Consider the following 12,690-nt stretch of genomic DNA (forward strand, 5'->3'; position numbering starts at 1 on the left):
AGATCGAAACGCCTGAGTTAGATTGCCTAGCTCAGGCGTTTTTTACTTCGGAGTTCGCAAAACAGAGCGAAGCTGTGTCATTCCAATGCTTCACTATTCATAGCGTTTAGCGCAGCACTGGAATGGCATCGTGTTCTGTTTGCACTCCAAATCAAGACTGGATGAACGCATCCAGCTATTCATAAAGGAGTCAATATGACCATGTTCAACAAAGTTACCAAGACTTTCCAGTGGGGCCAGCATACGGTCACCATGGAAACCGGCGAAATCGCGCGTCAGGCCTCCGGCGCCGTGCTGGTCAACATCGACGACACCGTGGTGCTGGCCACGGTCGTGGGTTCCAAGATCGCCAAGGCCGGCCAGGACTTCTTTCCCCTGACCGTCGACTACATCGAGAAGACCTACGCCGCCGGCAAGATCCCCGGCAGCTTCTTCAAGCGCGAAGCCAAGCCTTCCGAGCTGGAGACGCTGACTTCGCGTCTGATCGACCGTCCCATCCGTCCTCTGTTCCCCGAAGGCTTCTACAACGACGTGCATGTGGTCATCCACACCATTTCGCTGAATCCCGAAGTCGACGCCGACATTGCGGCCATGATCGCCACGTCGGCGGCCCTGGCCGTGTCCGGCATTCCCTTCAGCGGCCCCATCGGTGCTGCTCGCGTGGGCTATATCAACGGCGAATATGTGCTGAATCCCGGTCAGACCCAGCGCAAGGATTCGCTGATGGATCTGGTCGTTGCCGGTACCGAATCCGCCGTGCTGATGGTGGAGTCCGAAGCCCTGCAGCTGCCTGAAGAAGTGATGCTGGGTGCCGTGGTGTTCGGCCATGAGCAGGGCAAGATCGCCATCGACGCCATCCATGACCTGGTGCGCGAAGGTGGCAAGCCCGCATGGGACTGGACCGCTCCCGCCAAGGATGAAGCGCTGATCGCCAAGGTCACAGAGCTGGGCGAAGCCAAGCTGCGCGCCGCGTACCAGGAGCGCAACAAGCAGGTGCGTACCCTGGCCTGCCGCACGGCTTACGCCGATGTCAAGGCGGCTCTGACCGAGCAGGGTCTGGCATTCGACGGTGTCAAGGTCGAAGGCATGCTGTTCGATATCGAGGCCCGCATCGTGCGTTCGCAGATCCTGGCAGGTGAGCCCCGTATCGACGGCCGCGACACCCGTACCGTACGCCCCATCGAAATCCGCTCCTCGGTGCTGCCCCGCACCCACGGCTCCGCATTGTTCACGCGCGGTGAAACCCAGGCCCTGGTGATCTCCACGCTGGGTACCGAGCGCGATGCACAGAAGATCGACGCGCTGGCTGGCGAGTTCGAGGACCGCTTCCTGTTCCACTACAACATGCCTCCCTTTGCGACCGGCGAAGTGGGCCGCATGGGCTCGACCAAGCGCCGTGAAATCGGCCACGGTCGTCTGGCCAAGCGCGCTCTGGCTGCTTGCCTGCCGACCAAGGAAGAGTTCCCCTACACCATCCGGGTGGTGTCGGAAATCACCGAGTCCAACGGCTCCTCGTCCATGGCTTCCGTCTGCGGCGGCTGCCTGTCCATGATGGACGCCGGCGTGCCCATGAAGGCACATGTGGCCGGTATCGCCATGGGTCTGATCAAGGAAGACAACAAGTTCGCCGTGCTGACCGACATCCTGGGTGACGAAGATCACCTGGGCGACATGGACTTCAAGGTGGCTGGTACCACCAATGGCATCACTGCCCTGCAGATGGACATCAAGATCCAGGGCATCACCAAGGAAATCATGCAGGTCGCCCTGGCTCAGGCCAAGGAAGCGCGCATGCACATCCTGGGCAAGATGCAGGAAGCCATGGGTGAAGCCAAGACCGAAGTCTCCAGCTTCGCGCCCAAGCTCTACACCATGAAGATCAACCCCGAGAAGATCCGTGACGTGATCGGCAAGGGCGGCGCCACCATCCGTGCGCTGACCGAAGAGACCGGCACCCAGATCAACATCGAGGAAGACGGCACCATCACCATTGCCGCCACCGACGGCGCCAAGGCCGAAGCCGCCAAGCTGCGCATCGAGCAGATCACGGCCGAAGTCGAAATCGGCAAGGTCTACGAAGGCCCCATCGTCAAGATCCTGGAATTCGGTGCCCTGGTCAATCTGCTGCCCGGCAAGGACGGTCTGCTGCATATCAGCCAGATCGCCCACGAACGCGTGGAAAAGGTCACCGACTACCTGCAGGAGGGTCAAGTGGTCAAGGTCAAGGTTCTGGAAACCGACGACAAGGGTCGTGTCAAGCTCTCGATGAAGGCGCTGACCGAGCGTCCTGCCGGCATGCCCGAGCGCGAGCCGCGCGAGCCTCGTGAACCCCGTGGCGATCGCGAGTACCGTGAACGCGCTCCTCGCCAGAATCGCGAACCCCGTGAAAACCGCGAGCCGCGCGAGAGCCGTGCAACTGCCGACGAGCAGCAGCAACAGCAGCAGTAATGGCTGAGCAGGAGGTCGCCGTGAGGCGGTCTCCTGTTTTGTCGTTTGCTGGATGATCCTGATCTTGTAGCTGCTAGCGCTTTCTGCATAAGCGTTTGAGCCTGAATTCTTTGATAAAGCAAAGCCTGACTATGGAAGCCAACACAATGCGAGCCGTGGAGATCACCGGCTATGGTGCGCCAGACGTGCTGCGCATGGGTGTACGTCCCGTGCCGGCGGCGGCACAAGGGGAGGTGCTGATTCGCGTTGCCGCCAGCGGCATCAATCGGCCCGATGTGCTGCAGCGCAAAGGTCATTACGCGCCACCTCCCGGTGCCTCCGATCTGCCGGGGCTTGAGGTGGCGGGTGTGATCGTGGCGGGTGACGAGGCTGCCATGCGCAATGCCGGCTTCAAGCTCGGCGACCGCGTCTGTGCGCTGGTGGCGGGCGGTGGCTATGCAAGTTTCTGTGCGGCGCCCGTGGCCCAGTGTCTGCCGGTGCCGGCGGGTTTCAGCGATGTCCAGGCCGCGGCCTTGCCGGAGACCTTTTTCACGGTCTGGAGCAATGTGTTTGACCGGGGAGCTCTGCAGCCTGGTGAGACCTTGCTGGTGCAGGGCGGCAGCAGCGGCATTGGCGTGACGGCGATTCAGCTGGCCAAGGCCTGGGGCGCGAAGGTCATTGTCACGGCGGGCAGTGATGCCAAGTGTGACGACTGCCTCAAGCTCGGAGCCGATCACGCCATCAACTACAAGACCCAGGACTTCGCGGCAGAAGTGCTGCGCATCACGGCCGGGGAGGGCGTCAATGTCATTCTCGACATGGTGGCCGGAAACTATGTGGCGCGCGAGGTGCAATGTCTGGCTCCTGACGGCCGGCTGGTCATCATCGCAGTGCAGGGCGGCGTCAAGGCCGAGTTCGATGCCGGCCTGGTGCTGCGCAAGCGACTGACCGTGACCGGCTCCACGCTGCGTCCGCGCTCCGTGGCCTTCAAGGCGGCGATCGCCGAGGCGCTCAAGCGCAATGTCTGGCCCCTGCTGGAGTCGGGTCGGGTGCGCCCTGCCATTTATCGTGAATTCGATGCTGCCGATGCGGCGCAGGCTCATGCGCTGATGGAATCCAGCCAGCACACCGGAAAAATCGTTTTGACTTGGGAAACATGAAGCAAAAACTCATTGTTGGCAACTGGAAGATGAACGGCAGCCTGGCTGCCAATGCCGCTTTGCTGCAGGCCATCAAGCAGGGGTTGCCTGCTGGCAACAAGGCGGGGGTGGCTGTGGCTGCTCCTGCGCCCTACCTGGCTCAGGTCCAGGCGGAACTTGCAGGTACCTCGATCGGTCTGGGCGCGCAGGATGTGTCCCAGCACGAGCAGGGCGCCTACACGGGTGAGGCTTCGGCCTCCATGCTCAAGGAATTTGGCGTGCGCTATGCGCTGGTCGGTCACTCCGAGCGTCGTCAGTACCATGGCGAGACGGACGCGGTGGTTGCCGCCAAGGCCCAGGCTGCGCTGGCCAAGGGCATCACACCCATCGTCTGCGTGGGCGAGACCCTGGCGGAGCGTGAAGCGGGCCAGACCGAGGCAGTGGTCAAGCGTCAGCTGGCGGCCGTGATTCATCAGGTCGGTCACTGCGTGAGCGAGCTGGTGGTCGCCTATGAGCCTGTCTGGGCCATCGGTACCGGCAAGACCGCCACCCCCGAGCAGGCGCAGCAGGTTCACGCCGTGTTGCGAGCGCAGCTGGCAGCAGCCAGCGACAAGGCCGGTCGCGTGCCTCTGCTCTACGGCGGCAGCATGAATGCGGGCAATGCGGCGCAGCTGCTGGCTCAGGCCGACATTGACGGCGGCCTGATCGGTGGCGCGGCTCTCAAGGCCCCGGATTTCCTCACCATTATTGCGGCAGCGCAATAATTCGTCTGCACTGCACCTCGGTGCGGTGCGCAATGATTCAGATTTTTAGGTTTTGATATGAACGTCTTTTCCAGCGTCATTCTCGCGGTCCAGATGCTGGCCGCTCTGGGCATGATCGGTCTCATCCTCATGCAGCACGGCAAGGGTGCCGATATGGGAGCCTCCTTCGGCAGCGGTTCGTCGGGCAGCCTGTTTGGTGCCTCGGGCAGCGCCAACTTCCTGTCGCGCTCCACGGCGGCACTTGCCACGGTCTTCTTTGTGTCGACACTGGCTCTGGCTTATCTGGGCAATGCCCGCCCCGTGAGCTCGGGCAGCGTGCTCGAAGGCGCTGCGGTCTCGGCGCCTGCGCCTGCGGCTGCTGGTGATGCAGCCGTGCCTCCTCCTGCTGCTCCGGCCGCCGGTGCGGAGGGTGCAGCCCAGATCCCAACAAAATAATTTGAGAAAAACCTGGGGAACCCCGAAGAGCGGGGTTTTTCAGGCTAGAATCTAGGGATTGTCTGGGGATCAGAATCTTTGCAACGAAGGTTCCAGGGATTGCCGGACTTTGAGACGAAGCCGTCGTGGTGGAATTGGTAGACACGCTATCTTGAGGGGGTAGTGGCGAAAGCTGTGCGAGTTCGAGTCTCGCCGACGGCACCAACACATAACTAAAAACCTGCCCTGCTGATCAGGCAGTGATCGGTGAGGCATGTTTTCATAACAAGGCCCACTCGATGAACATCGATCAGTACCTTCCCGTTCTTCTGTTCATTCTTATCGGCATGGCTGTGGGTGTTGTACCCCTGGCTCTCGGCTACGTGCTGGGTCCCAATCGCCCTGATGCTGCCAAGAACTCTCCCTACGAATGCGGTTTCGAGGCGTTTGACGACGCTCGGATGAAATTTGATGTGCGCTATTACCTGGTTGCCATCCTGTTCATTCTGTTTGACTTGGAAATCGCATTTCTGCTGCCCTGGGCTGTCGCACTCAAAGATGTTGGCGGCGTGGGTTTTGTTGCTGTCCTGATTTTCCTGGCCATTCTGGTCGTGGGCTTTGCCTACGAGTGGAAAAAAGGCGCCCTGGATTGGGAATAAGCAGCTTTTCTGAGGAAACACGATGATCGAAGGCGTGATGAAGGAAGGCTTCGTCACCACCAGTTATGACACGGTGGTGAACTGGGCCAAGACAGGGTCGATCTGGCCCATGACATTTGGCCTGGCCTGCTGTGCGGTGGAGATGATGCATGCAGCCGCTGCCCGCTATGACATCGGTCGCTTCGGCTCCGAAGTGTTCCGTGCCAGCCCCCGCCACTCTGACCTGATGATTGTTGCCGGCACGCTGTGCAACAAGATGGCTCCCGCGATGCGCAAGGTCTATGACCAGATGTCCGAGCCGCGCTGGGTCATCTCCATGGGCTCCTGTGCCAATGGCGGTGGTTACTATCACTACAGCTACTCGGTGGTGCGAGGCTGTGATCGCATCGTTCCCGTCGACGTCTATGTGCCTGGTTGCCCTCCGACAGCGGAAGCGCTGATCTACGGCATCATTCAGCTGCAGCAGAAGATTCGTCGTACCCACACCATCGCTCGCGTTTAAAGGGCTGAGATGACTGCAATTGCGATTCACCCCGAAAAGCTTCGGGATGTGGTTACGGCTGCCTTGGGTGACAAGGCGCGCTCTGTCACTCTGGCTTACGGCGAAGTGACGGTGGAGGTCTCAGCCGACCAGTATCTGGATGTGATGCAGATTCTGCGCAACGCGCCGGGCTGCCAGTTCGAGATGCTGCTGGATCTGTGTGGCGTGGATTACTCCACCTATGCGGAAGTCGGCAAGGACGGTCCGCGTTTTGCCGTGGTGTCCCACCTGATGTCCCTGACGCTGAACCAGCGCCTGCGTGTGCGCGTGTACTGTGCCGATGACGATTTCCCCGTGGTGCCTTCGGTCAATCCGATCTGGAATTCGGCCAACTGGTTCGAGCGCGAAGCGTTCGATCTGTTCGGCATCGTCTTCGAAGGTCACGAAGACCTGCGTCGCATCCTGACCGACTATGGCTTCATCGGCCATCCGTTCCGCAAGGATTTCCCCCTGTCCGGTCACGTGGAGATGCGCTACGACGCCGAACAGCAACGCGTGGTGTACCAGCCCGTCACGATCGAGCCGCGCGAAATCACGCCGCGCATCATTCGTGAAGAAAACTATGGCGGAGGCCTGCACTGAAGGCGCGCGTCGCCTTTTGACGGAAGACCATGGCTGAAATCAAGAACTATTCCCTGAACTTTGGTCCGCAGCACCCGGCAGCGCACGGTGTGCTGCGTCTGGTGTTGGAGCTCGATGGCGAAGTGGTGCAGCGCGCCGACCCGCACATCGGCCTGCTGCACCGAGCGACCGAAAAGCTGGCCGAAAGCAAGACCTACATCCAGTCGCTGCCCTACATGGACCGCCTGGATTACTGCTCGATGATGAGCAACGAGCATGCTTACTGCCTGGCCATCGAAAAGCTGATGGGCATTGAAGTGCCCATCCGCGCCCAGTACATCCGCGTGATGTATTCGGAAATCACCCGCATCATGAATCACCTGATGTGGCTGGGCTCCTCGGGCAACGATGCCGGCAGCTCCACCATCCTGATCTACAGCTTCCGCGAGCGTGAAGCACTGATGGACATGTATGAGGCCGTATCGGGTGCACGCATGCACGCGGCCTACTTCCGTCCTGGCGGCGTGTATCGCGACCTGCCGGACAGCATGCCCCAGTACAAGGCCAGCAAGGTGCGCAACGTGCGCTCCATGGAGGCCATGAATGAAGACCGCAAGGGTTCCCTGCTGGATTTCATCGATGCTTTCACGCAGCGCTTCCCCAAGTGCGCGGACGAGTACGAAACCCTGCTGACCGACAACCGGATCTGGAAGCAGCGTAACGTCGGTATCGGCGTGGTGTCTGCAGAGCGCGCCATCAATCTGGGTCTGACCGGCCCCATGCTGCGCGCCTCGGGTCTGCCCTGGGACATGCGCAAGACCCAGCCCTACGAGGTCTACGACAAGCTGGACTTCGACATTCCGGTGGGAGCCACGGGCGACTGCTACGACCGCTATCTGGTTCGCATGGCGGAAATGCGCGAGTCCAACAAGATCATCAAGCAGTGCGTGGACTGGCTGCGTGCCAATCCCGGCCCGGTGATCACGGACAACCACAAGGTGGCGCCCGCAAGCCGTGAGGCCATGAAGTCCAACATGGAAGAGCTGATTCACCACTTCAAGCTCTTTACCGAAGGCTTCAAGGTTCCCGAAGGCGAGGCGTACGCTTCCGTCGAGCACCCAAAGGGTGAGTTCGGCATTTATTTGATCAGCGATGGTGCCAACAAGCCCTATCGACTGAAGATTCGTCCACCAGGATTTGCGCACATGGCTGCTCTCGATGAACTGAGCCGTGGCCATATGCTGGCTGACGCCGTGATGGTGCTCAGTACCCTGGACATCGTGTTTGGAGACGTTGACCGATGATTACCGAAGCGACCAGAGAACGCTTTGCGCGTGAGGTGGCAAAGTATCCGGCTGACCAGAAGCAGTCTGCCGTCATGGCTTGCCTGTCTATCGTGCAGCAGGAGCAGGGCTGGGTCAGCCAGGAAAGCGAGGCAGTGATTGCCGAAGTCCTGGGCATGCCCGAGATTGCGGTGCATGAAGTCACCACTTTCTACAACATGTACAACCAGCAACCCGTTGGCAAGTACAAGCTCAATGTCTGCACCAATCTTCCGTGCCAGCTGCGCGACGGCTACAAGGCCCTGCACTACCTGGAGCACAAGCTGGGCATCAAGATGGGCGAGACCACCAAGGACGGCCTGTTCACGCTGCAACAGTCCGAGTGTCTGGGTGCCTGCGCCGATTCTCCCGTGATGCTGGTCAACGATCGTTGCATGTGCAGCTTCATGAGCAATGAAAAGCTCGACGAGCTGGTTGACGGCCTGCGTGCAGCGGAGGGCAAGGCATGAGCACGATCCTGAACAATCCTGCCGCCAATGCCGTGCTGGCCAAGTTCGCATCGACCGGCAAGGAAACCTGCTTCCATGATCGCCACATCAACCCCCAGATCTATGCAGATCTGAACGGCAGCAACTGGTCCATCAAGGACTATGAGGCACGCGGCGGCTATCAGGCTCTGCGCAAGCTGCTGGGCAAGGATGGCGGCGAAGGCCTGACGCAAGATCAGGTCATCGCGACACTCAAGGAATCCGGTCTGCGTGGCCGTGGCGGCGCAGGCTTTCCCACGGGCCTGAAGTGGAGCTTCATGCCGCGCCAGTTTCCCGGTCAGAAGCACCTGGTCTGCAACTCGGACGAGGGCGAGCCCGGTACCTGCAAGGACCGCGACATTCTGATGTTCAACCCGCACATCGTGATCGAAGGCATGATCATTGCCGCGTTCGCGATGGGCATCAGCATCGGCTACAACTACATCCACGGCGAAATCTTCGAAGTCTACGAGCGCTTCGAGGCCGCCCTGGAGGAAGCCCGTGCCGCCGGTTATCTGGGTGACAACATCCTGGGCAGCAGCTTCAGCTTCCAGCTGCATGCCCATCATGGTTTTGGTGCCTATATCTGCGGCGAGGAAACCGCTTTGCTGGAATCGCTGGAAGGCAAGAAGGGGCAGCCCCGCTTCAAGCCGCCTTTTCCTGCCAGCTTCGGTCTGTACGGCAAGCCCACGACCATCAACAACACAGAGACTTTTGCGGCCGTTCCCTGGATCATCCGCAACGGCGGCCAAGCCTATCTGGAATGCGGCAAGCCCAACAACGGCGGCACCAAGATCTTCTCGGTCAGCGGTGACGTGAACCTGCCCGGCAACTACGAAGTTCCCATGGGCACGCCTTTCAGCAAGCTGCTGGAGCTGGCGGGCGGTGTGCGCACCGGTCGCAAGCTCAAGGCCGTGATCCCCGGCGGCTCTTCGTCGCCCGTGCTGCCTGCCGACATCATCATGGACTGCACGATGGACTATGACTCCATCTCCAAGGCCGGCTCCATGCTGGGCTCGGGCGCCGTGATCGTGATGGATGATTCGCGCGACATGGTCGAGTGCCTGCTGCGTCTGTCGTACTTCTATTCGCACGAGTCCTGCGGCCAGTGCACGCCCTGCCGTGAAGGCACGGGCTGGCTGTGGCGCGTGGTGAACCGTATTCAGCACGGCGAAGGCCGTCCGGAAGATATCGAGCTGTTGGACTCGGTATCCGTGAACATCATGGGCCGCACCATCTGTGCGCTCGGCGACGCGGCAGCCATGCCGGTTCGCGCCATGATCAAGCACTTCCGCCACGAGTTCGAAGCGAAGATCCAGAACGCTTCCAAACAGGCTGCATGAGCGCCTGATCGCGAGACAAGCATATGGTTGAAATTGAACTGGACGGAAAAAAGGTCGAGGTGACGGAAGGCAGCATGGTCATGCATGCAGCCGAGAAGGCCGGCACCTACATTCCTCACTTCTGCTACCACAAGAAGCTATCCATTGCGGCCAACTGCCGCATGTGCCTTGTGGATGTGGAAAAGGCTCCCAAGCCCATGCCCGCCTGCGCCACGCCAGTGACGCAGGGCATGATCGTGCGCACCAAGAGCGAGAAGGCCATCAAGGCACAACAGTCGGTGATGGAGTTTCTGCTCATCAATCACCCGCTGGACTGCCCCATCTGCGACCAGGGCGGCGAATGCCAGCTCCAGGACTTGGCAGTGGGTTATGGCAGCAGCTCTTCGCGCTACGAAGAAGAAAAGCGCGTGGTGTTCCACAAGAACGTGGGGCCGCTGATTTCCATGGAGGAAATGAGCCGCTGCATTCACTGCACACGTTGCGTGCGCTTCGGTCAGGAAGTGGCCGGCGTCATGGAGCTGGGCATGATCCATCGCGGCGAGCACTCCGAGATCACCACCGTGGTGGGCGATAGCGTGGACTCCGAGCTGTCGGGCAATATGATCGACATCTGCCCTGTGGGTGCGTTGACCAGCAAGCCCTTCCGCTACAGCGCCCGTACCTGGGAACTGTCGCGCCGCAAGTCGGTGGCTCCCCATGACTCCACAGGTTCCAACCTGATCGTTCAGGTCAAGAACCACAAGGTCATGCGCGTTGTGCCCTTCGAGAACGAAGAAGTCAACGAATGCTGGATTGCCGACCGCGACCGCTTCTCCTACGAAGCGCTGAACGGCGACGATCGCCTCACCAAGCCCATGCTCAAGCAGGGCGGTGAGTGGAAGGAAGTCGACTGGCAGACTGCCCTGGAGTATGTGGCCAACGGCCTGCAACAGATCAAGAGCAGCCATGGCGCCAGCGCCGTCGGCGCTCTGGTCAGCCCGCACAGCACGGTGGAAGAGCTGTTCCTGGCCGCAAAGCTGGTGCGCGGCATCGGTAGTGAGAACATCGACTACCGTCTGCGCAACGCCGAGTTCGCTGCCACGCAAGGCGTGCAGTGGATGGGTCTGCCCATCGCTGCATTGAGCAATTTGCAGTCGGCTCTGATCGTGGGCTCCAACCTGCGCAAGGACCATCCGCTGTTCGCTCAGCGCATCCGCCAGGCTGCCAAGAAGGGTTGCAAGGTCTTCGCCATCAACGATCGCGTCTATGACTGGGCCTTGCCCGTCAACGCATCGGTGGTCGCCGCCGGCGACTGGGCTCAGGCCCTGGCCGATGTGGCCGCCGCCGTGGCCGAGGCCAAGGGCGTGACGGCGCCTGTGGCCGGCCAGGCCCATGAAGAAGCCAAGGCGATCGCCGCTGCCTTGCTGGCCGGCGATCAGAAGGCCGTGCTGCTGGGCAATGCCGCAGCACACCATGCCCAGGCCTCTGCACTGCTGGCCCTGGCCAACTGGGTGGCCGAACAGACTGGCGCCGCCGTGGGCTACCTGACCGAAGCCGCCAACACCGTGGGTGCGCAATGGGTCAAGGCCATGCCTGCCGGCAACGGTCTGAATGCGGCTCAGATGATTGACGGTGGCCTGAAGGCCGTCATCTTGCTGAACAACGAGCCCGAGTTCGACAGCGCTGCCGGCAAGGCCGCCATCGCCGGCCTGAACAAGGCCGAGATGGTGGTGACGCTGAGCCCGTTCAAGGCCAATCTGGAATTCAGCGATGTGCTGCTGCCGATTGCTCCGTTCACGGAAACCTCGGGCAGCTTCGTCAACGCCGAAGGCCGACTGCAGAGCTTCCATGCCGTGGTCAAGCCTCTGGCCGAGACGCGTCCTGCATGGAAGGTGCTGCGCGTGCTCGCCAACCTGATGGGCGTTCAGGGCGTGGACTATGAGACGTCCCAGGACGTGCTGGCAGCCGCCACCGGCGGCGCTACCCAGGTGCCCGCCCAGGTGCTGAGCAACGCGGCCCCGGCCGTGAGCGCAGTGCCTGCCGGCACGGTGACTGCGCCTGCAGTCGCCAGCATTTACCAGCTCGACAGCATCGTGCGCCGCGCCACGTCGCTGCAATTGACGGCTGACGCGCGTCAGGTTCGTGAGGGAGGCGCCGCATGATCGACGCATTGAAAGCCTGGGGCGCGGGCCTGTCCGCAGCTCCTTTCTGGACCGATGTGGCCTGGCCCGTCATCTGGATTCTGCTCGGCATCGTGGCCATCGTGGCTCCCCTGATGGGTGCCGTTGCCTACCTCACATTGTGGGAACGCAAGCTGCTGGGTTTCATGCAAATCCGTCTGGGCCCCAATCGCGTGGGTCCCTCGGGTCTGCTGCAGCCTCTGGCTGACGGCCTCAAGCTGCTGACCAAGGAACTGATCCAGCCCACGGCCGCTGCCAAGGGCCTGTTCTACGTAGGTCCTGTCATGGCCATCATGCCGGCCCTGGCGGCCTGGGTGGTGATTCCCTTTGCCCCCGACGTGGCCCTGGCGAATGTGAACGCGGGTCTGCTGCTGCTGATGGCCATCACTTCCATCGAAGTCTATGGCGTGATCATTGCGGGCTGGGCCTCCAACTCCAAGTACGCCTTCCTGGGCGCACTGCGTGCCTCTGCCCAGATGGTCAGCTACGAAATCGCGCTGGGCTTCTGCTTCCTGGTGGTCATCATGGTCACGGGCAGCATGAATCTGTCGGCCATCGTGATGAGCCAGGGTCAGGGCCAGTTCGCCTCCATGGGCGTGAGCATCCTGTCCTGGAACTGGCTGCCGCTGCTGCCTATCTTCATCGTCTACCTGATCTCGGTCGTTGCCGAAACCAACCGTCACCCCTTTGACGTGGTCGAGGGTGAAGCCGAAATCGTGGCAGGTCACATGGTCGAGTACTCGGGCATGGGCTTTGCGGTCTTCTTCCTGGCCGAGTACGCGAGCATGTGGCTGGTCTCCATCCTGGCCGTGATCATGTTCCTGGGCGGCTGGCTGCCTCCGTTCGACTTCCTGGGCTTCATCCCCGGTTGGA

Annotated in this window: 12 protein-coding genes and 1 tRNA gene; all 13 read left to right on the plus strand. The window is 61.1% G+C overall.

Annotated features, from left to right (window positions below):
* The first annotated feature begins 195 nt into the window (after positions 1–195).
* On the plus strand, positions 196–2,448 hold the full coding sequence (gene pnp, locus E2583_RS13720; RefSeq protein WP_291596569.1) for a polyribonucleotide nucleotidyltransferase: 2,253 nt from the start codon (positions 196–198) through the stop codon (positions 2,446–2,448).
* Between the two features lie 146 nt (positions 2,449–2,594).
* Complete coding sequence (locus E2583_RS13725; protein ID WP_291596592.1) at positions 2,595–3,587, plus strand: NAD(P)H-quinone oxidoreductase; 993 nt, start codon at positions 2,595–2,597, stop codon at positions 3,585–3,587.
* Positions 3,584–4,330: a triose-phosphate isomerase gene (gene tpiA / locus E2583_RS13730; protein ID WP_291596571.1), complete on the plus strand. Its 747-nt coding sequence runs from the start codon at positions 3,584–3,586 to the stop codon at positions 4,328–4,330. Before E2583_RS13725 ends, tpiA begins: the two co-directional genes overlap by 4 nt.
* Positions 4,331–4,387: 57 nt before the next feature.
* Positions 4,388–4,765 carry a preprotein translocase subunit SecG gene (secG, locus tag E2583_RS13735; protein WP_291596573.1) on the plus strand — a complete coding sequence of 126 codons (378 nt, stop codon included), beginning with the start codon at positions 4,388–4,390 and terminating at the stop codon, positions 4,763–4,765.
* A 119-nt stretch (positions 4,766–4,884) separates the two neighbouring features.
* Positions 4,885–4,969: transfer RNA gene (locus E2583_RS13740), tRNA-Leu, on the plus strand.
* Positions 4,970–5,043: 74 nt separating this feature from the next.
* On the plus strand, positions 5,044–5,403 hold the full coding sequence (locus tag E2583_RS13745) for an NADH-quinone oxidoreductase subunit A (RefSeq protein WP_003057834.1): 360 nt from the start codon (positions 5,044–5,046) through the stop codon (positions 5,401–5,403).
* 22 nt (positions 5,404–5,425) lie between these two features.
* On the plus strand, positions 5,426–5,905 hold the full coding sequence (locus E2583_RS13750) for an NADH-quinone oxidoreductase subunit B family protein (protein ID WP_003057832.1): 480 nt from the start codon (positions 5,426–5,428) through the stop codon (positions 5,903–5,905).
* Positions 5,906–5,914: 9 nt separating this feature from the next.
* Positions 5,915–6,526, plus strand: a complete 612-nt coding sequence (locus E2583_RS13755; protein WP_291596577.1) for an NADH-quinone oxidoreductase subunit C — start codon at positions 5,915–5,917, stop codon at positions 6,524–6,526.
* A gap of 29 nt (positions 6,527–6,555) precedes the next feature.
* Entirely contained in the window at positions 6,556–7,809 is a 1,254-nt protein-coding gene (locus E2583_RS13760; protein ID WP_291596579.1) for an NADH-quinone oxidoreductase subunit D, read from the plus strand.
* Positions 7,806–8,297: an NADH-quinone oxidoreductase subunit NuoE gene (gene nuoE / locus E2583_RS13765; protein ID WP_291596581.1), complete on the plus strand. Its 492-nt coding sequence runs from the start codon at positions 7,806–7,808 to the stop codon at positions 8,295–8,297. Before E2583_RS13760 ends, nuoE begins: the two co-directional genes overlap by 4 nt.
* Complete coding sequence (gene nuoF / locus E2583_RS13770; RefSeq protein WP_291596583.1) at positions 8,294–9,658, plus strand: NADH-quinone oxidoreductase subunit NuoF; 1,365 nt, start codon at positions 8,294–8,296, stop codon at positions 9,656–9,658. Before nuoE ends, nuoF begins: the two co-directional genes overlap by 4 nt.
* A gap of 23 nt (positions 9,659–9,681) precedes the next feature.
* Positions 9,682–11,799, plus strand: coding sequence for an NADH-quinone oxidoreductase subunit NuoG (nuoG, locus tag E2583_RS13775; RefSeq protein ID WP_291596586.1), 2,118 nt, complete (start codon positions 9,682–9,684; stop codon positions 11,797–11,799).
* Positions 11,796–12,690: NADH-quinone oxidoreductase subunit H (locus E2583_RS13780; protein WP_291596588.1), on the plus strand; the 895-nt coding region annotated here is incomplete at its 3' end. The genes nuoG and E2583_RS13780, both read left to right, overlap by 4 nt.

This window comes from Comamonas sp., from assembly GCF_009360615.1.
Taxonomy (GTDB): Bacteria; Pseudomonadota; Gammaproteobacteria; order Burkholderiales; family Burkholderiaceae_C; genus Comamonas.